The sequence below is a fragment of the Nocardia sp. NPDC005998 genome (assembly GCF_040614395.1).
Classification (GTDB): domain Bacteria; phylum Actinomycetota; class Actinomycetes; order Mycobacteriales; family Mycobacteriaceae; genus Nocardia.
This window is the reverse complement of record NZ_JBEXUI010000039.1, coordinates 41,348-60,136: the sequence shown is the minus strand read 5'-3', so window position 1 is coordinate 60,136 and position 18,789 is coordinate 41,348. Positions and strand designations below refer to the sequence as shown.

Here is an 18,789-nt window from a genome sequence, read left to right as displayed (position 1 = left end):
TGAGGTCGTTGGTCCCCAGTCCCCGGGCATCCCGGCTCTGACTCGCGCGTGCGGTATTGCGCCACGCTGAGGGTATGGAATCGAATACGTCTCGGATCGCGGTCATCTATGCGACCGCACAAGGATCCACTCGCGATATCGCCGAGTTCATCGCCACCGACTTGGGCTCTCGTGGTGCCGAGGTGGAACTCACCGATGTCGAGCACGCACCCGACCTGAGCCGCTTCCGCGCGATTGTCTTCGGTAGCGCGGTGCACGATATGGACTTCCTGCCCGCCGCGACGACCTTCCTGCATACTCACCGCGAGGCGCTGCACAACACCGATGTCTGGATGTTCAGTGTCGGCCTCGGTCCCGCGCTGCGCGGGCCGATCGGGCGACGGGTCGGTCGCATCGTGCCGAGAAAGATCGCGGCCCTCGTCGCTTCGGTCGCCCCGTGCGACTACCGCGCGTTCGCCGGGCACTACGAGCGGGCGGGGATATCGCTCAAAGCCCGCACGATGTACCGACTGTTGGGCGGCGGCCGCTATGGCGATCTGCGCGACTGGGGTGCGATCCGCACTTGGTCGTCGATGATCGCGCAAGCGCTCGGCCTGCCGCAGCCGCAGTCGACAACTATCGCGCCCTGACCGGAGGTCCACCTGACCTGCCAGGGAGGTCCAACTCCGGTCATGTCGGGACCTTCGACCGCAGTGGTCTATGCCGCCATCGAGAGACGCTCAGGCCAAAGACATTTCGAGAGTTCAAAGATCGGAGTCGAGCGCGATTGCCTCACGCAGTGGCATGCGACTGACCTCCAACTGGGCGGACAGGTCGGTCTCGGACAGCGACGCGCCCGGCGGGATACGCAGGGTTCGAATGGCGGAAGCCAACTCGTTATAGACCCGGGAACGAATACGATCGTGATCGTGATCGCGAGTCTGGGCACCGTGTCGACAGCCGGGCCCCGGTTGCTCCTGGAGTTCGTGGCCAGGTCCGGGGTCGACAGCCGCCGGCTGGCTCGGGAGGCCGGTCTCGACGCGGAGCAGCTCGCCGACCCGGCCGGAAGGGTGGAGACCCGGCTGGCCACGGATCTGTGGAATCGCGCCGCAGCCGCGGTGGACGACCCGCTGTTCGGTGTGCACTTCGGCCGTGACCACCAGCCCAGCAGGCTTGGTCTGTTCGACTACCTGTTCCTGACCGCGAACACCCTCGAGGATGCGTTCGACACCGTGATCCGGCACGTCTTCGTGGCTAGCACGGGTGGTGCCTACCAGCAGGCCAGGCACGGCAGCCGAGTCGTCGTGGAGCGGGTGCTCTCCGACGGCCCGGATTACCGGCATGCCGAGGCCTTCGTCCTGGGCTGGCAACTGACCATGGCACGGCACGCCACCGGACGCCCGATCCGCCCCTCCCACGTCGGTCTCGCACAGCCGGCGCCGAAGCAGCACCGTGGGCTGGCCGAGGCCCTAGGTGTGGCCGACATCGACTTCGGATGCTCCGCGACCACGATCACTCTGACGCGTGGTGACCTGGACCTACCGCTGCTCAGCGCCGATCCGATGCTCGCCGCGGTGCTGCGCCGACACGCCGAACAACGCCGGCCGGCCGCCGACTCCTGGCCCCACCGGGTCCGCGCGTTCCTGGCCGACGGCTTCACGGGCCGCATAGTCACGCTCGAAACCGCCGCCCGGCAGATGGCGGTCAGCCCCCGCACGCTGCAGCAGCATCTGCACGAGGCCGGGACCAGCTGGCGGGTCGAGGTCGAGGCGGTCCGTGACTATCTCGCGGTGGACCTCCTGCGCAACAGCCAGCTTCCGGTCACGGCGATCGCGAACCAGCTCGGCTACTCCGATGCCCGGGCGTTCCGCCGGGCCTTCCACCGGCGGCACAGCCGCAGCCCGCAGGAATACCGACACGACACGTCTGCATGAACAGTCCCCGAGTCCGCGGATTCGGTCCTCGCCGGCCCGGCCGCGCGGCTCCTAATGTGGCCGACATGAGCAACGAGAAACTGCGGCGCGGCAACGAGATCCGCTACCGGTTCGACGACCGCGACATGGATTTCATCTTCCAGTGGTCGGCAGGCGCGGCCAAGACCGGCGGCCTGGACTCGGGCGAGCTCTACTACATCGCTTCCCGGATCGAGGACGGGGACACGGCAAGCTGGGCGCGCGAGTTCGAAGCCTACGGCGACGCACAGCGGACACTGGCGGCGGACTGGCAGGCGCAGGGGCGGCGACGCAGCGCTGGCGAGGTCCTGATGAAGGCCTACTACTGCTACCGGCAGGCTTGGCAGTTCGTCGGCGATACTGCCGCGTTCGAAACCCTGATCGGCAAGTACGAGAGCGCGTTCGCCGACGCGGTCGCGCTGCTGGACCTGCCCCTGACCTACCTGGAGATCCCGTTCCAGCCGGCGCCGCTTCCCGGGCTGCGCCTGGACGCCGGACCGGATGCCCCCACACTCGTCATAATTGGCGGCGGCGACACTGGCCGGGAGGACATGTACCACCTCATCGGCCTGAACGCGTGGCGGCGCGGCTACACCACCCTGATCGTCGACCTGCCCGGTCAGGGCAGCACCCCGCTACGCGGCCTGCACTTCATGACCGAGACCGAACGGCCGATCAGCGCGATCGTCGACCACCTCATCGACACCTACGGCCAGGACCCGGCGGGGCTGGCCATCATGGGTATGAGCGGCGGCGGCTACATGGTCAGCCGCGCCGTAATGTCCGAACGCCGCATCGCCGCCTGCATTGCCAGCACCCCGATCTCCGACTTCGGCAGCGTACTGCCCGTCGAGGTGGTCGAGGTCATGGCAGCCAGCGGAGCGATGCGCGACAGCTTTCGGATGTACCAGTGGCGCTCCGGCCTGGCCACGCCAGTCGAGTTCGCGAAACTGCTCGCCACCTTCCAGGCCGACCCGTCCGAGGTCGGCTGCGCTTTCCTGTCCATCGTCGGCGGCGGTGAGTCGCCCGTCCTCATCGACCAAGCCCGCCGCTGGCACGACGGGCTCCCCGTCGAGCGCAAGACACTGATCGAACTGGACGCGGCCACCGGCGCCGACGCCCACTGCCAGATCAACAACCCCACCCGCCTCGCCCAAGAAGTCTGCGACTGGCTCGACGGCATCTTCGACCGGCGCGGCTGAACACCGAGGTCGGCATCGATGCCGAGCTCGCGCAGCTTGGGCCGACCGGGTCCGGCCGCTACTGATCCGCGGGCACGAAGTCAACGTGATCCCCGGCCCGTTGCAATCCGCCGACTACGTGCGCGGCATTCTGCGCGCCTGCATCGACATCACCAGAAGGTCGTGACGATCTCGACGACGCCGTCGCCCGCCCGGATGGAACGACAGAAGGTATTGCGCAACGGTGCTCGCCGCTTCACCTTCCTTATCGAGGCGGGCGCGCTGTATCGCACGGTTGGCAGCGCCGAAGTGATGGCCAACCAGATGGACGCGCTGATCGAAGCGAGCCAGAACCCACGGATCAGCCTGGGACTCATCGAACTTTACGGCGCGCTACCGGTGTCCGGCACGAGGGCTTATCCTGTTCGACCGCGCAACGGTGATAGTCGAAACCCCCAGCGCTGACCTGACGATCACCCGCCCCTCGCAGAGATCGCAACCTATGAACCTTCGCACTACTGACCGAGTTTGCCGTTTTCGGGGACCGTGCACGTGACCCGATCATCGGTGTGAAGGCCGTACACGCGAGCTGACCCGGATACGCGTGTGTCCGAGTGGAGAACCACCGACGGCACACTGCACTGGTGCGAGCACGGCGATCTGCCCGCTCGGCGGCACGACGGTGTCGAACTCCACCGCACCATCCGAGGACGGCAGCACCAGACCCGCTTCCTCCGGGCCGGGACCCGTGCCCATGGTCATGTCCATGCCGGCCTCGTGCGGTGAGGCAGTCATCCGGGTGACAGTCAGCGGTTCGGGCTAATCGTTGGGCCGGAACAAAGTCGCCGGGGTCTGCATGTCCCGTGCTTGATGCGGGCGCGAGTGGTTGTAGGCGTGTACCCATGCCGTGATCGCTGCCTGCGCCGATGGCAGATCCTCGAACGCACCCGACGGGTCCAGCAGTTCACGACGCAAGGTCTGATGCCACCGCTCGATCTTGCCCGTGGTCGTTGGTGAGAACGGTTTCGTCAGCCGTGCCGTGATGCCGTTCTCGCGGCAGACTCGTTCGAACAGCACCTCCGCCGGACGGGGCTTGGTGAAGCGGCCGGTGAATTGTTTTCCGTTGTCTGTCAACACTTCTGTGGGCACGCCATGGATGCGCATCGCTTTCAGGAACGCATCGGCAACCGCTCGTCCCGACGGCACCGCGAGCACTGCCGCGACAACGATGAACCGGGAGTGATCATCGATACCGGTCAGCATCTTGCACTCGCGACCATCCTTCAGGAACACCCCGCCTACCAGATCGAGCTGCCACAAATGCATCGGGGCCTCACGCTGCCAACGCTCGTACTTGCGCCTGTGCTGCTGGTCCTGGCGGCGCACCAGGCCATTGCGGACCAACACCCGATGCACGGTCGCCCGCGACGGCACCGCGGTAACTCCGGATCGGGCCAGCTCGAACGCGATTCGCCGAGCACCCCACCGCGGATGCGCGCGCCGCATCTCACACGCCAGAGCCTCGATATCAGCGGGCAGACAAGTCGGGCTGGTCCGCGGCCGCCGCGAGACCGGACGCAACGCGTCCATACCACCGGACTCGTACTTCGCCTTCCATGTGTAAACCGACTGTCGCGACACCCCATACCGGACTGCCACCTCCGCCACCGGTGACCCGTCAAGCACCTCCAACACTGCGCGATATCGCTACTCCACCAACCACTCTCGGTCACGGTCCCCGACGGCATCCGGCACGGCCCGCAAGCATTGAGGATGCTAGCCGATCTGTCGACAATGTCCCGAGAACGAAATGTCAAGGGAGTCCTGAGACTTCACACGACACACAAGATCGAACCGGTTTACGCACCTACCTGGCGTGACCACACCCCACCGTGCCAACAGCATTTCGTCACGCCGGCTCACGGCCACACCAAACCATCCACCCAAGGCCCGACCGCACTCTTGCCCCCGCCAGCCGCTACCCCGCCGCCACGTGGTACCGCTTGCGATGCTCGATCCACGGACACTGCCGCTGCTCCTCACTCATCGCCAACAACTCCCGCAACTTCCCCCACGCCACCTCATCGGTCGGGGTATACACCTGCATCCACGCATGCGGCAACGACGGCAGGCTCATGCTGGTCAGGAACATCTCCAACTCCCCCACCGCCAGGTTGCGGATCTGCTTCGTCCGACTCGCCGGGACCGCCACATCATTACGAGCCCACAAGGACGCGAAACTCTCACTCTCCGAACACAAATCGGAGATGAAATCCTCCCAACTCGGATCACCCAGATTCTTCGCATACGAACCACGCAGGTATCCGACCATGCGCCGCAAGTCATCCCAATTATGGTGATAGGTATTGCAGCACTCCGGAGTCAGAAACACCCGACGCGCCACATTCCGTTCACCCCGCACGAAACCCGGGCACAGTGCCTCATAGGACTTATTGTGAGCCAGCACGTCATAACGCGGACTCAGCACCACACCCGGCAACGGCTCCAAATGATCCAAAATCACCTGAAGCTCCTCCGGCAGAGCAGTTCCCGCGTGCGCGGTCGGCACCGTCGGCACATCCGCCAACCGATACAAATGCGCCTTCTCCGCAGCATCCAACGACAAAGTCCGCGCCACCGCATTCAAAACCTGTACGCTGACATTAATTTGGCGCCCCTGTTCCAGCCAGGTGTACCAAGTTATTCCGATTCCGGCCAGTTGCGCGACCTCTTCGCGGCGTAGGCCCGGGGTGCGGCGGCGTGGCCCTGGGGGTAGGCCGACGTCTTCGGGGGTGATTCGCGCGCGGCGGGACTTCAGGAAGGCGCCGAGTTCGGCGCGGCGTGCCTTGCGTACTGCGCGGACATCCACCACATCGGTCATCCTGTGATGATCCCGGAATCTGCTAGCGGTATCCAGGTGCTGCCAGTACTAGTTTCAGGCGGCGTGGGCCGTTGCCCTCGCCGCCTCGGCCCGGCTGCGCGTCAGTGACCGTTCGTGTGGCGCCAATCGCGGACGGCGTCACGGACACGGTCGAATACCGCCAGCGGTGGACTCGTCACGAGGTTCGCCAGTCCGGTCTCGCCCGCGTGCGGATGCGGGCGGGTGGGCGCGACCTTTTCGGCGGCGCGCAGCATGCCTGCCCAGCGTTCGAGCTGATTCACCGAGAACTGCTTGCGCAGGAAGGGGAATTCCTCGGTCTCCTCGTTCGCGGCGTGCGCGGTAAAGGCAGCGGCGAAATCAGCTAGCTTCGTATCGAATTCGGGATGGTCGACGCCGAGATCGTACAGTTCGGCAAGCGCATGCTTGACCGCATTCTCCTCCACGAGTCTCGGCCTGATGATTTCATCGGCGCCGAATGCCGAGCGCCGCGCCACCGCATGGACGACTTCCTCTTCGGCGGTTTCGTGCACCGCCAACAGCCGCACCATCTCGGTGAACAGTTCCCCCTTATCGTCCTGGCCCGCTTTCAGCTTGTCGAGCAGGTGCCGGATCTGCTCGTGCTGGGCGGTCAGCAAGTCGATCGCATTCTCATCCAGGTTTCCCATCGTGCACCTCGTTTCTGCGCCGACGGCGGCGGTGTATTTCATATACTCCTCCGTCGACCGACCAGCGCGCCACGTTCCGTTCGAATAACTGGCCGACCGTTTATCCACCCCGAGATGCGGTAACACCACAGCCGGTTGAGGTTGGCACTCGTGCTCAGGGGCCACAGAAACCGATCGGCGGGCGTCGCCCGCACCCGAGCACTGCGCGCCACCAGCCACACGTCCACCCGTCCCGCAAGCTTCGGTGTGGCGCGTTCGGTGTCCGCTGCCCCCGTGCTCCCAGGCCATCGGCACCTATTGCGCCGGCCACCACGGCGCCGAATGCCATCGCGGCAGGTTGCAGGTGCGCCGCAAATTACGCGATCAACCCGAACGCCCGTCGTCCGCATTGAGCGGTGGAGACACCACCGCACCCCTTGACACCCGAGAATATTATAGGAATCATATGATTCCACTGGAATCGACCGATTCCTGTAGGCGCGAGAGCGCGCTAGCCTCAGGTGTGCGGGACCGGTCCGCGGCGAGGAGTACAGATGGAGCAGCCGACAACGCGACCGCAGGACGACCATGTGCCGATCGTGATCATCGGCGCCGGATTCGCGGGTATCGGATTGGCCGTCAAACTGCGCGAGGCCGGATTCCGTGACTTCGTCATTCTCGAGCGCGGGACCGATCTCGGGGGCACCTGGAACGCCAATACCTATCCGGGGTGCGCGTGCGATGTGCCCTCGATGCTGTATTCGTATTCATTCGCACCGAATCCGAATTGGTCGCGACGGTACGGCACGCAGCCGGAAATCCTCGAATATCTGCGCGGCGTCGCCGAGAAGTTCGGTGTGCCGCAGCATATTCGATACAACAGCGAAGTACTCGACGCGAGGTGGGACGAGACCGCCGGACTGTGGCGTATACACACGGGGCAGAGTTCGTGTACCGCCGAAGTGCTCGTCTCGGCGATCGGGCCGTTCAGCGAGGCGCAGATCCCCGGTCTGCCCGGCATTGCGAATTTCACCGGCACTCAATTCCATTCCCTGCACTGGGATCACGACCACGATTTGACCGGTGAGCGGGTCGCGGTGATCGGCACCGGTGCATCCGCGGTGCAATTCATTCCGGAGATACAGCCGGTAGTGGGTCGGCTGACGGTATTCCAGCGTTCGGCGCCGTGGATCGTGCCGCGCATGGATTGGGCGACGACCGCCGTCGAGCGCACACTACTGCGGCGGATGCCATTGCTGGGCAAGACGATTCGCGCTGCCTATTTCACCGGCATCGAGGGATTCGGGCTGGTCGGGTTCGTGGACAAGCGGTTCCGTCACCCCTTCGAGGCGCTGGGCCGGTTGCAGCTGCGTCGACAGGTTCCCGATCCGCGACTGCGCCGGAAGCTGACACCCGACTATATGATCGGCTGTAAACGCGCGATCTTCTCCGATGCCTACTATCCGGCTCTGACACAGCCGAATGTCGACGTGGAGACCTCCGGCATCGCGGAAGTGCGGGCGCGATCGATCGTCACCCGCGACGGCACCGAACACGAGGTGGATACGATCATCTGGGGCACCGGATTCGGTGTCCCACCGCGGATATTCGAGGCCATCCACGACACCGCCGGGCGCACCCTCGCGCAGCTGTATCGGCAACGCCCGCAAAGCTATCTCGGCACCTCCGTAACCGGGTTTCCGAACTTCTTCACCACCCTCGGCCCGTTCGGCGCGGCCGGAAATCAATCCGCCATCTTCATGATCGAGGCGCAGATCCGCTACATCGTTGATGCGGTAAAGCGTATGCGAGACAACGGTCTTCGCCGCATCGAGGTGCGACCACAGGCACAGCGGGCGTTCGTCGAGGAGATGGAACAGCGCAGCCGGGACACGGTATGGGTCACCGGCGGTTGCCGCAGCTATTACCAAACCGCCGACGGCAACCACAATGCCGGGCTGTATCCGAACTGGAGTTTCGAATACGCTCGCCGCACGATGCGATTCGACGCCGACGCCTATCTCACCGAGGCATCATGAACCTCTTTCGACTCCTGCCCACCGACACCCCCTTCGACGTGACCGACAAGGTCGCCGTCATTACCGGCGCCGGGCGCGGCATCGGCGGCGAACTGGCCCGCATCCTGCATCGGCGCGGCGCGACCGTCGCCATGCTCGATCTCGACGAGACCGAAGTACGCACTGCCGCAACGCGACTGGGTTCCCGAGCGTTCGCGCTGCGCGCCGATGTCGCCGACCGGGACGGTATGGTCGCGGCCATCGCAACGGTTCGTGAACGTTTCGGCCGCACAGATCTAGTGGTCGCGAACGCCGGTATCGCGCCCACGCCCGCCACACTGCGGACCATGAACCCGGCCGACTTCGACCGGGTCATCGGTGTCAACCTGACCGGTGTCTTCAATACCGTCCGCCCCGCGCTCGACGATATCGTCGCCACCGGCGGACATGTCGTGGTGGTGTCCTCCTGTGCCGCATTCGCACCGGGTATGGGCGGTTCCCCGTACATGATCAGCAAGGCCGGTGTCGAACAGCTCGGTCGCGCACTGCGGGTCGAGTTGGCCGCCTCCGGCGCCAGCGCCGGGGTCGCCTATTTCGGCATCGTCGATACGGCCATGACCCACCACACCCTCGACGATGACGATTTCGGCCGCGCCGCCGACGCCATGCTGCCCTGGCCGCTCGATCAGCGCATCAGCGCCACCGACGCCGCGCTGGCCGTCGCCGATGGCATCGCCCATCGCGCCCCGCGTACCATCGCACCCCGCGTATGGGTGCCGTATTCCCTGCTACGCGGCGCGATCAATGTGCTGATGGATCAGTACCTCAGCACCGATGAACAGCTCCGGGACCTGCTCCGGAAGCTGGAACAACGCGCGGGCGCGCGCCCGCCGAATGCGTCGGCGCGCACATGACATGATCGGATCTGTGAGTTCGTCAGCCAGCACCTGGCGCGGCAGCACCATGGCAAGCCGGTCCGCCGAACGCCGCCAACAGCTCGTGCGGGCCGGATACGCGCTGCTCGGTGGCGAGGGCGCGGCGGCGACCACCATGCGGGCCGTCTGCCGCGAGGCGGGTTTGAGCCTGCGCTACTTCTACGAGAACTTCCCCGATCGCGAAGCCCTACTCGTCGAGGTCTACGACCAGACCGCGCACGGACTGCTCGATGCCGTCACGACCCGGCTGCGCGATGCCCCCGCCGACGAAACTGCCCGCGCCCGAGCGGCTTTCGATGCCGCGGCACAGTACTTCCAGGACGACCCGCGCCGCGGACGGATCATGTTCCGGGAAACCCTGGCGGATGACACCCTGCGCGCCCACGGCGCCGATGCGCTTCCGGCCTTCGTCACACTCGTCGCCACCCAACTCGCACCGGAGCAGGCCGCGCGATTCGCCGCCGCTTCCGGCCGGATCCCCCGGCCGGTCAGCGCGATATCCGGTGCGCTGCTCGCGCTGTTCCTCGACTGGCTCGACGGCGATATCGAGTCCGACCGCGACGCGGTGGTCGATTACGCCACCCGCCTCACGGTTACCATCCTCGAGCTCGGCTGAGTCCCGGTTCGAGCGGACTCAGAGCAGACCGCGCAGCCGAAGATCGCTGACGTACTTTTCGATGAGCGCGGGTGTCAGGTGCGGAATATCGTGCTCGGGCCCGATATTCGCGGCTTGGACCGCGGCGGTGAAACCCTTCGCCGGGATGGCCGAGCCGCGGATGGGCCGAGCCGGACGGCGGTAGGCGTGCAGCAGCGGTAGCACTGATGCCTGGCGCTGCTTCTCGGGCAGGGCGCGCAGGGCGGTTTCGAACCGGCTGAACCACTTCTGGTAGTCGTCGATCCGCTGGATGGGGTGGCCGGATTCGACCAACCAGTCCACGAATTCGTCCAGGGAGATGCCGTCATCGTGCGGGTTGAGCACGTCGAAGGTTCGAAAACCATTGCGCGCCTCCGCACCAAGGGTGGTGATCGCCTCGGCGGTGAAGTCGGCGGGCAGGCCGTCGTAGTGTGCGCGTTGCCGTTTGCCGTCGGCGTCGGTCTCGTAGAAGGAGTACGGGGCGATGCCGGTGGCGACCAGACTGAGCAGCAGCCGGGTGAACATATCCGGGATATTGAGCTGGCCGTTGAATCGGCTGTGGGCCAGGATCATATCGGATCGGAAGACCGCAACGGGTAGTCCGCACCGATCGTGCGCTTCCCGCAGCAGCACCTCGCCCGCCCATTTGCTGTTGCCGTAACCATTGGCGTAGCTGTCGTCGATGGCACGCGTGGGGCTGATTCGACGGATATCGCCATCCTCCTCGAAGGCCGAGGGCTGGATCTGGTCGGCGACGGCCACGGTGGACAGATAGGTCACAGGCTTGATCCGCGTGGTGATGGCCAAGCGGATAATTTCCGCGGTACCAACGACATTGGGGCCGAAGAGCTGGTTATAGGGCAGGACGTGATTGACCAGTGCGGCGGGGTGCACGACCAGATCGACGGTATCGGCCAGCCGATGCCAGGTCGCATCGTCCAAGCCGAGATTCGGCTCGCCGATATCGCCGGGCAGCACCTCCAAGCGGCGGGCGGCCAGCTCCCGGTAGTGCCGGATCAGTTCCGGGTCACCGGTGTCGAAGGCCGCGTCGAGCCGGGCACGGGCGGCGGCCGCATCTTTGCCGCGGATGACGCAGATCAGGGTGCCGCCGGTCTTATCCAGTCGTTCCAGCCATTCCAGACACAGAAAGCGGCCCAGGTAGCCATTGGCACCGGTCAGCAGAACGGTCCGGGTCGCGGTCGCATGCGGGAGAGTCGTTGCGGCGGCGAGTGATTGCGCATCGATGAATTTGTCGAGCGTCAGTTCATCGGCACGCGCGAGATCTGTCCGGGCATGTACCGACGCAAAGGTGGGCCGGATCGCCCCGGAGCCCTGTGCCGATTCGACGTAGTCGGCCAATTCGCGCAACCCGTTGGCCGGGCTGACGATGACACCGACCGGCACCTCGACATCGAAGATATCGCGGAGCAGATTCGAAAATGACAGTGCGGAAAGGGAATCGCCGCCGAGATCGGTGAAATGCGCATCCGGTCGCAGATCGGTGGTGGCACAGCCGAGTAGCGCCTGTGCGGCGCGGCTCACGGTCTCCAGCACCGGTAGTTCGGCGGCTTCGCGGCGCAGCGCGCGCAGTTCGTCCGCCTGTCCCTCGGCCAGTTCGGCGTACAGCTGCTGCAACCGGTCGCCGTAGCGCTCGATGAGCTTGGGGCGCAATAGTTTGCCGATACCGGAGAGCAGACCGTTATCGGCGGTGAACGGTTCGGTCTCGATCAGGAAGTCGCGCGGGATCTCATAGGAATGTAGCCCGGCGTCCTTGGCGATACGTTGCAGCGAATCGCTCAGTGCCGCTTTCGGATCGGCGCTGCGCAGCACCTCTTCGGTCGGCACGATCACCGCGAGCAGATAGGCGCGCTCGCTGTTGCCGTAGATGAAGATCTGCTCGAGCAGTGGACTGCTGGCATATACGGCCTCCAGATGCGCGACTGCGACGAATTCACCCTGGGACAGCTTCAGCACATTGTTGCGACGATCCACGTAGACCAGCTGGTCGGGCCCGAGTTCGGCCACGATGTCACCGGTCCGGTAGAAGCCGTCCGCATCGAAGATCTCCGCGGTGACCTCGGGCCGCTTGTAGTAGCCCGGAATCATGGTCGTCGTCTTCAACAGCAGTTCGCCGCGCGGATGCGGCTGGTCGGTGCCGAAATACCCCAGCTCGGGCACATCGACCAGCTTGTAGTCGAGGACCGGTGGACGGCAGATCAGGTTATCGATCATGATGCTGCCGCCCGCTTCGGTCGAGCCGTAGCCGTCGTGCAGCTCCATATCGATGACCGATTCGATGAACGTCTTCATCTCCGGGGCCAGCGGTGCGCTGCCGACGATCGCGGTGATGAACCGGCCGCCCAGAAAGTCTTCGCGCAGTTCGGCCTTCACCACATGGTCGAGTTCGGCACGGTCGATACCCGGTTCGGAGCGCCGCGCGATTTCACTCTGATAGCGCTGAAAGACCATATCGCAGATGCGCGGTACGAAGAACAGCTCGGTCGGGCGCACCAGGCCGATATCCTCGAACAACGTCGAGACATCACTCTTGGCCGTGAAATACGCGGTGCCGCCGCGGGCCAGCACTCCGTACAGCGCCATGCGCCCGGCGACATGGCTCATGGGCATGTAGTTCAGGTTGATCGCGGCCACCTCGGCCTGGGCCAACCACATCGCGGTCACCAGCCCGGCGGTGTACATGGCCCCCTTGGGGGTTCCGGTACTGCCGGAGGTGTAGATCAGCAGGGTGAGCGCGTCGCCGTCGGGAACGAACAGCGGCGCGGGTGGCAGCGCGCGACCGCGTTCGAGTACCGAATCCAGTGACTCCACCACTATCGGTGTGTTCGCGAGCCGGTACCGGGCCGATTCGAATGCGGCGCGCTGCTCGTCGTCCTCGGGGTGGTAGTCGAAGACGACCAAACGTTCCGGCGTCGGTCCGGCCAATACGCATTCGATCGCGGCATCGAGGTTTTCGGGGGTCGCGGCGAGGATGCGCGGTGCGGTCTCCGCCAGGATCGCCGACAGCTGCGCGGGCGATGCGCTCGCCTGCAGCGGCACGGCGACCGCGCCGAGGTATAGACATGCTAGGTCGAGAGCAATGTAGTCGCCGCTGGTGAAACCGAGGGTCGCGACGAAATCACCGGCGCGCAGCGGGTTTTCGGCGTCGTGCTGCCAGTCCGCGGCGATCGCGGCGACCCGCGCCCACAGCTCCCCGTAGGTGATTGTCTCGAATTCGGGCCGCAGCCGCAGGGTGTGGCGTCCCGCATAGTCAGTGGTCGGTTCGCTGACGCGATGCCCGAGCGCCGGGCGATCCGCATAGCCCGTCATCACCATCTCCGCGATCTGGGCTGGGCTGAGTCCCGGTTCTCGAATCGCGGCGAAGATCTGCGGGTCCGGTCGCGCGTCGCGGATCTGCGGATAGGTGGCGTACAGGTCGGTGATGCGGCCGATCAGCCGCTCCATCTGGGTATCTGTCATCATGGCCAGCCTCCTTCGGCGGGTTGCCAACCGTCGGTTGTTCCGTACACATAGAAAGGCGCCTACATTTATTAATACGTTAGCTAGCCTAAATATTCCGGGTCCGGCCGAATTGGGCAGTAATTCCGGCCGGATCATGCCGCCACCTGCCGACTTGCGATCCTGAGACCATGATGATCCCCCTCCCCGATCTGGTCGAGGGCCTGCTCGACGGCCCACGCCCACTGCCCATTGTTACCGCGGGCGATCCCGTCCTTCGCACCCCTGCCGCCCGCTACGACGGGCAGCTGAGCGACGCGCAGCTCGGCCGATTGGTGCTCGCGATGCGGGAGACGATGCACGCCGCGCCGGGTGTGGGGCTCGCCGCGCCGCAGGTCGGGATACCGCTGCGACTGGCCGTGCTGGAGGATCCGGCCGAGGTGACCGACGAGGTGCGCGCGGCCCGCGCCCGGATCCCACTGCCGTTCCGGGTCCTGGTCAATCCGACCTATGAACCGATCGGCGATATCCGGGCCGCATTCTTCGAAGGCTGCCTCAGCATCCCGGGTTGGCAGGCCGTGGTCGCGCGCCACGCCGGCGTGCGCCTGCGCGGCCAGGACGAATACGGCCGCGAGCTGGATGAAGAGGTGTCCGGCTGGCCCGCACGCATCGTGCAACACGAGACCGACCACCTCAATGGCACCCTCTATATCGACCACGCCATCACCCGCTCCCTCACCAGCGCCGAAGCCCTCGCCGAGCGCTGGTCCCAGCCGACTCCCGCAACCGCGGCCGCCGCTCTGGGCTTCGAGTTCCCCTGACCGTCGCGCACGTGCATACTGCGATGGGACCGAGCGATCGTTCGCTATCCGGGTGTTGCCAGTACCAGTGTTACTGGACTCCTGTTACTGGTGTCGGATCGGCTGCAAGCTCTAGAACATGACCCAGACCTTGCAGCCGAGTACCGCTGCGGCCACATCGGCCGCTGCGGGTCCGGCGGTTCAGCCTGCCGCGTTCGGTGCGCGGCGAACCATCGCGGTGCTCGCGGTATTGCTCACCGGACAATTCATGGCGGTGCTCGACGCGTCGATCGTCAATGTCGCCATACCTTCTATTCGTATCTCGTTGCATACCAGCGGATCCGCATTGCAGTTGATCGTCGCGGGATATGTGATCGCCTATGCCGTACTGCTCGTCACGGGTGCGCGATTAGGTGATCGGTTCACCCAGCGTCGCACCTTCATCACCGGGCTCGCGGTGTTCACCATTGCCTCGCTGGCGTGCGGGCTGGCGTGGAATGAGTTGTCGCTCATCGTATTCCGGTTCATCCAGGGTGCCGGTGCGGCCGCGATGATTCCGCAGATCATGACCATGATCCAGCGGAACTTCACCGGCAATGCGCGAGCCAAGGCGCTCAGCGCGTACTCGGCGATCATCTCCGGCGGCATGGTCGTCGGCCAGGTGGCGGGTGGACTGATCGTCAATGCCGACCTTTTCGGGAGCAGCTGGCGTGGCGTATTCCTGGTCAATGTGCCGATCGGCGCGGTGCTCCTGCTGATCGCCCCGCGGGTTCTGCCCTCGGCCACAGCGCGATTCGATCGCAAGCTGGATCTGGCCGGTCTGACGATGCTCACCGTATCGGTGCTGCTGCTCGTGCTGCCCTTGGTATTGGGACATGAGCAGGACTGGCCGCTGTGGACATGGATCGCCCTGGGCGCCAGTGTGCTCGGTATCGGATTGTTCGTGCTGATCGAGCGGGCGGTCGCGGCTCGCGACGGTGAACCGCTCTTCGCCCAGCGCGTGCTGAAGTCGCCGGGACTGACACTGACCGCGGGCACGCTGTTCACGATCATGGCCACCTTCGGCGGCTGGATGTTCGTCATGGCGATCCACCTGCAGAGCACCCTCGGCTACACCGCATTGCACGCGGGCCTGCTGTTCATCCCGATGGGCGCGACCTTCGCACTGGCCAGTCTGAACTGGGAGCGGATCCCACATCGCTTCCACGCCGGCATGATTCCGTTCGGCCTGGTACTCGCCGCGGTCACCATGGTGGTGCTCGGCATGATGCTGCGCAACGGCGCCGATTTCGGCCCGCTGGCGCTGGTCGTCTTCGGCATCCAGGGCATCGGCAACGGTCTGGCCTTCAGCCCGTTGATGACCCGCACCCTGGCCCGGATTCCCATGGCCCTCGCGGCCGATGCCAGCGGCATTCTGGTCACCAGCGTGCAACTCGGCATTGTGGTGGGCATCGCCTGCTTCGGGTCGGTGTTCCTGGGACTCGCCGGAACCACGGTGCTCTCTGCGGCACATGCTCTGGGCGGGACGGCGATCGCAGAAGGTGTCACGGTGCTGGTGGCTGCGGCGCTGTCCGCTCGCGCGGCGCGGTAGTCGCGACAGCTGATCCCGGGTTCGCCGTTCGGACGGCGAACCCGGGATCGCGCTATGTACCACGCGACATGGTTCGCGTCATCGCGATCCGAGGTCGGACCGATTCGGATCAGCGCGACGCTAATACTGGCGGCGCCGGGCAAGTTTGACGATCGTCATACCTATGAGCAGGAGCGGAAACGTCTTCGCGGTGGGCATCGAATTGGATGGCGAGGGATATCACCCCGCCGCATGGCGGCGGGCCGCGCATCCACCCGACGCCTTCCTTACCGGCGATAAGCTGCGCAAACGCGTCAGTGCGGCCGAGAATGCCGGCTTTACGCTCGCGACGTTCGCCGATTCGATCCTGCCGCCCCTGGACCATCCCCCGGCGCGCATCGACGGGGTGACGCGGGCATCGTTCGTCGCGGCGACCACCAGCACCATCGGACTGGTGGCGACCGTGGCGACCACCTACGCGGAACCGTTCCACACCTCCTCGCAGCTGGCCACGCTGGACTATGCCTCGCGCGGGCGCGGCGGCTGGATCGCGACCACCATTGCCGACCCAGCGGCCGCCACCACCTGGGGTCGGCCCGCACGCACCACCGAAGCGGAACTCGCACGCGAACAACGGGATTCGATCGAGGTCGCGCGCCGACTGTGGGACTCGTGGGAGGACGACGCCGTCGTGCGCGACTATGCGGCGAGCCGCTTCCTCGATCGAGATAAGTTGCACTACATCGACTTCACCGGCGAAACCTTCTCGGTGCGGGGGCCGGCAATCGTGCCACGGCCGCCGCAGGGGCAGGTGGTCGTCTTCGCCGATGACACAACCGAATCCGGCGCGGCCGACGTGATCCTCGTCGCGGGACGCGATCTCGCACAGACCCTGGCCGCTGCCGACCGCGCGCGAGCCACCGGCGCACTCGTTTTCGCCGAACTCGAGGTCGCCCTGGACATCCCGCATGCGACGGCGGCTCAACGCATCGCCGATCTGGACGAATACGCGTCCGGGGATCCCACAGAGCGCCTGACCTTCTCGGGCTCGCCCACCGACCTCGTCCGCCTCATTACCGAACTCGCACACCACGTCGACGGCGTACGCCTGCATCCGGCCGTTATCGACGAGGACCTCCCGGCGCTGGCGCGCCACGTCCTGCCCGCACTGTTCCGATCCGGTGTGCTTCACCGCCCGGTGCCGGGCTCGACCCTGCGCGCCAATCTCGGCCTGGCGCGGCCGATCAATCGATACGCGAAGGATCAGCACTGATGAGTACAGTCTCGGGCGACAGTCGGGCGGCGGATGGGCGTGAGGTTCCGTTCCCCGACGCACAGATTCATTTCGGTGTTTTCTTTCAGGGCGTCAACCATTCCACCATCTGGTCGGATCCGAGCAGCGGTTCCCAGATCGACTTCGAGACATTCCGACGCATCATCGGCACCGCCGAGCGCGGACTCTTCGACGCGTTCTTCCTCGGCGAGGGGCTGCGCCTGCGCGAGCAGCACGGTCAGCTGCTCGATACCGATATCGCGGGCCGTCCCGATGCCATCGCCCAGCTGGCGGCACTGGCCGGGATCACCCGGCAGATCGGTCTGGTCGCCACCCAGAACACCACCTATAACGAACCGGCCGACCTCGCGCGCCGACTCGCCGGACTGGACCTGCTGTCCGGCGGCCGGGCGGGCTGGAACGCCGTCACCACCGACAATGCCTGGACCGGTGCGAATTTCCGGCGTGGCGGCTTCCTCGATCACGCGCAGCGCTATGAGCGCGCGGGCGAATTCGTCCGGACGGCCCGCGAAATCTGGGATGCCTGGGCCGATAGTGCGATCGCGACCGCACGCCAGGAAACCCACTGGGCCGCACCGGATTCGGTGCGCAGGGTGACCCGCGATAGCGACCACTTCCAGGTCTCCATCACCCCAACCCTGCCGCGCAGCGCCCAAGGCCACCCCGTGATCTTCCAGGCCGGTGATTCGCCCGCGGGCCGCGATTTCGCGGCGGCCAATGCGGATGTCATCTTCTCCAGGCACGGCACGCATTTCGATGCCGCACTGGCCTTCGCGAACGATATTCGCGAGCGTCTGGTGCGTGCGGGTCGCCCGGCCGATGACATCAAGATCCTGCCCGGAACCCAGATCGTGCTGGCCGAGAAGGAATCCGAGGTCGAGGAGAAGGCGCGCTGGGTGCTGGAGGCGCAATTCACCGGTCAGACCGCGCTTTCGCTGGTCGGCCAGGTGTGGGGTCGCGATCTGTCCGACCTCGACCCGGATGGCCCGCTGCCCGCGGACGATCCACGGCCCCGGGTGATTTCCGGTGAACGCGGCGCCCAGCGCGACGGCCAGGACCCGGTGGCGATCGCGCGGGAGTGGCGAGCACTGGCCGAGGCCAAGAATCTGTCGCTGCGCCAGGTCGCCATCGAGACGTCGCAGCGATCCGGCTTCGCGGGCACTCCCGGCCAGGTCGCCGATGAGCTGACCCGCTGGGTGCGCCACGGCGCGACGCACGGGTTCAATATTTCGCCATATCTGGTCCCCACCGGACTCGATGAGATCGTCGACCGGCTGATTCCGGAACTGCAGGAGCGCGGCGCATATCGCACCGAGTACACCGGGACCACCCTGCGCGAACACCTCGGACTCCGCCCGCCGCTGACCAGGCGCTGACCGCCATACCCACCCGATCCGATCCGATCCGGGAAAGACGACCGGTTTGTCACCGAAACCGAACCTCGG

General features: G+C 65.7%; 16 protein-coding genes and 1 pseudogene. 11 read left to right on the top strand and 6 right to left on the bottom strand.

Annotation, left to right across the window (positions count from 1 at the left end):
• Positions 1-74: 74 nt before the first annotated feature.
• Positions 75-629, top strand: coding sequence for a flavodoxin domain-containing protein (locus ABZ293_RS34490; RefSeq protein WP_355187635.1), 555 nt, complete (start codon positions 75-77; stop codon positions 627-629).
• 114 nt (positions 630-743) lie between these two features.
• Here the strand turns inward: ABZ293_RS34490 and ABZ293_RS34485 are convergent, their stop codons facing one another.
• Positions 744-896, bottom strand: coding sequence for a GntR family transcriptional regulator (locus ABZ293_RS34485; protein WP_355187664.1), 153 nt, complete (start codon positions 894-896; stop codon positions 744-746).
• A gap of 12 nt (positions 897-908) precedes the next feature.
• On the opposite strand from ABZ293_RS34485, the gene ABZ293_RS34480 reads away from it, so the two are divergent.
• The 3 genes from ABZ293_RS34480 to ABZ293_RS34470 all read left to right on the top strand — a co-directional run bounded on the left by ABZ293_RS34480 (position 909) and on the right by ABZ293_RS34470 (position 3,577).
• Positions 909-1,913 (top strand): AraC family transcriptional regulator ligand-binding domain-containing protein, encoded by a 1,005-nt coding sequence (locus ABZ293_RS34480; RefSeq protein WP_355187633.1) that lies wholly within the window; start codon positions 909-911, stop codon positions 1,911-1,913.
• Positions 1,914-1,978: 65 nt separating this feature from the next.
• The gene (locus tag ABZ293_RS34475) at positions 1,979-3,133 is read left to right on the top strand and encodes an alpha/beta fold hydrolase (protein ID WP_355187631.1); all 1,155 of its coding nucleotides are present in this window, start codon (positions 1,979-1,981) and stop codon (positions 3,131-3,133) included.
• 162 nt (positions 3,134-3,295) lie between these two features.
• Complete coding sequence (locus ABZ293_RS34470; RefSeq protein ID WP_355187630.1) at positions 3,296-3,577, top strand: Scr1 family TA system antitoxin-like transcriptional regulator; 282 nt, start codon at positions 3,296-3,298, stop codon at positions 3,575-3,577.
• Positions 3,578-3,673: 96 nt separating this feature from the next.
• On the opposite strand, the gene ABZ293_RS34465 is transcribed toward ABZ293_RS34470, so the two are convergent.
• The 4 genes and pseudogenes from ABZ293_RS34465 to ABZ293_RS34450 form a co-directional block, all read right to left on the bottom strand.
• Positions 3,674-3,907 carry a hypothetical protein gene (locus ABZ293_RS34465; protein ID WP_355187628.1) on the bottom strand — a complete coding sequence of 78 codons (234 nt, stop codon included), beginning with the start codon at positions 3,905-3,907 and terminating at the stop codon, positions 3,674-3,676.
• A gap of 36 nt (positions 3,908-3,943) precedes the next feature.
• Positions 3,944-4,807, bottom strand: a pseudogene (locus ABZ293_RS34460) (IS481 family transposase); the annotation flags it as partial.
• 283 nt (positions 4,808-5,090) lie between these two features.
• Positions 5,091-5,993 (bottom strand): helix-turn-helix transcriptional regulator, encoded by a 903-nt coding sequence (locus tag ABZ293_RS34455; RefSeq protein ID WP_355187626.1) that lies wholly within the window; start codon positions 5,991-5,993, stop codon positions 5,091-5,093.
• Between the two features lie 101 nt (positions 5,994-6,094).
• The gene (locus tag ABZ293_RS34450) at positions 6,095-6,658 is read right to left on the bottom strand and encodes a hemerythrin domain-containing protein (RefSeq protein ID WP_355187624.1); all 564 of its coding nucleotides are present in this window, start codon (positions 6,656-6,658) and stop codon (positions 6,095-6,097) included.
• A gap of 533 nt (positions 6,659-7,191) precedes the next feature.
• Between ABZ293_RS34450 and ABZ293_RS34445 the strand changes: the two genes are divergently transcribed.
• From ABZ293_RS34445 to ABZ293_RS34435, 3 genes are read left to right on the top strand one after another with little or no spacing between them, the layout of a single operon-like run.
• Complete coding sequence (locus tag ABZ293_RS34445; RefSeq protein ID WP_355187622.1) at positions 7,192-8,676, top strand: NAD(P)/FAD-dependent oxidoreductase; 1,485 nt, start codon at positions 7,192-7,194, stop codon at positions 8,674-8,676.
• Positions 8,673-9,569 (top strand): SDR family oxidoreductase, encoded by an 897-nt coding sequence (locus ABZ293_RS34440; RefSeq protein WP_355187620.1) that lies wholly within the window; start codon positions 8,673-8,675, stop codon positions 9,567-9,569. Before ABZ293_RS34445 ends, ABZ293_RS34440 begins: the two co-directional genes overlap by 4 nt.
• Before the next feature lie 13 nt (positions 9,570-9,582).
• Positions 9,583-10,206 (top strand): TetR/AcrR family transcriptional regulator, encoded by a 624-nt coding sequence (locus ABZ293_RS34435; RefSeq protein ID WP_355187618.1) that lies wholly within the window; start codon positions 9,583-9,585, stop codon positions 10,204-10,206.
• 18 nt (positions 10,207-10,224) lie between these two features.
• Here ABZ293_RS34435 and car read toward each other — a convergent pair whose 3' ends face one another.
• Complete coding sequence (car, locus tag ABZ293_RS34430) at positions 10,225-13,704, bottom strand: carboxylic acid reductase (protein WP_355187616.1); 3,480 nt, start codon at positions 13,702-13,704, stop codon at positions 10,225-10,227.
• Positions 13,705-13,871: 167 nt separating this feature from the next.
• On the opposite strand from car, the gene ABZ293_RS34425 reads away from it, so the two are divergent.
• The 4 genes from ABZ293_RS34425 (at position 13,872) to ABZ293_RS34410 (ending at position 18,720) form a co-directional block, all read left to right on the top strand.
• The gene (locus tag ABZ293_RS34425) at positions 13,872-14,501 is read left to right on the top strand and encodes a peptide deformylase (protein ID WP_355187614.1); all 630 of its coding nucleotides are present in this window, start codon (positions 13,872-13,874) and stop codon (positions 14,499-14,501) included.
• A 118-nt stretch (positions 14,502-14,619) separates the two neighbouring features.
• Positions 14,620-16,071, top strand: coding sequence for an MFS transporter (locus tag ABZ293_RS34420; protein ID WP_355187612.1), 1,452 nt, complete (start codon positions 14,620-14,622; stop codon positions 16,069-16,071).
• Positions 16,072-16,234: 163 nt separating this feature from the next.
• Entirely contained in the window at positions 16,235-17,323 is a 1,089-nt protein-coding gene (locus tag ABZ293_RS34415; RefSeq protein WP_355187610.1) for an LLM class flavin-dependent oxidoreductase, read from the top strand.
• Positions 17,323-18,720 carry an NtaA/DmoA family FMN-dependent monooxygenase gene (locus tag ABZ293_RS34410; RefSeq protein ID WP_355187609.1) on the top strand — a complete coding sequence of 466 codons (1,398 nt, stop codon included), beginning with the start codon at positions 17,323-17,325 and terminating at the stop codon, positions 18,718-18,720. The genes ABZ293_RS34415 and ABZ293_RS34410 overlap by 1 nt, the downstream gene beginning before the upstream one ends.
• Positions 18,721-18,789: the final 69 nt, after the last annotated feature.

What these genes read in the sequence shown, in the direction of transcription:
- ABZ293_RS34440 (WP_355187620.1), top strand. Translation starts at nt 8,673, where the DNA reads ATGAACCTCTTTCGACTCCTGCCCACCGACACCCCCTTCGACGTGACC.
- ABZ293_RS34445 (WP_355187622.1), top strand. Translation starts at nt 7,192, where the DNA reads ATGGAGCAGCCGACAACGCGACCGCAGGACGACCATGTGCCGATCGTG.
- car (WP_355187616.1), bottom strand. Translation starts at nt 13,704, where the DNA reads ATGATGACAGATACCCAGATGGAGCGGCTGATCGGCCGCATCACCGAC.
- ABZ293_RS34415 (WP_355187610.1), top strand. Translation starts at nt 16,235, where the DNA reads ATGAGCAGGAGCGGAAACGTCTTCGCGGTGGGCATCGAATTGGATGGC.
- ABZ293_RS34420 (WP_355187612.1), top strand. Translation starts at nt 14,620, where the DNA reads ATGACCCAGACCTTGCAGCCGAGTACCGCTGCGGCCACATCGGCCGCT.
- ABZ293_RS34410 (WP_355187609.1), top strand. Translation starts at nt 17,323, where the DNA reads ATGAGTACAGTCTCGGGCGACAGTCGGGCGGCGGATGGGCGTGAGGTT.
- ABZ293_RS34455 (WP_355187626.1), bottom strand. Translation starts at nt 5,993, where the DNA reads ATGACCGATGTGGTGGATGTCCGCGCAGTACGCAAGGCACGCCGCGCC.
- ABZ293_RS34465 (WP_355187628.1), bottom strand. Translation starts at nt 3,907, where the DNA reads ATGACTGCCTCACCGCACGAGGCCGGCATGGACATGACCATGGGCACG.
- ABZ293_RS34490 (WP_355187635.1), top strand. Translation starts at nt 75, where the DNA reads ATGGAATCGAATACGTCTCGGATCGCGGTCATCTATGCGACCGCACAA.
- ABZ293_RS34450 (WP_355187624.1), bottom strand. Translation starts at nt 6,658, where the DNA reads ATGGGAAACCTGGATGAGAATGCGATCGACTTGCTGACCGCCCAGCAC.
- ABZ293_RS34475 (WP_355187631.1), top strand. Translation starts at nt 1,979, where the DNA reads ATGAGCAACGAGAAACTGCGGCGCGGCAACGAGATCCGCTACCGGTTC.
- ABZ293_RS34425 (WP_355187614.1), top strand. Translation starts at nt 13,872, where the DNA reads ATGATGATCCCCCTCCCCGATCTGGTCGAGGGCCTGCTCGACGGCCCA.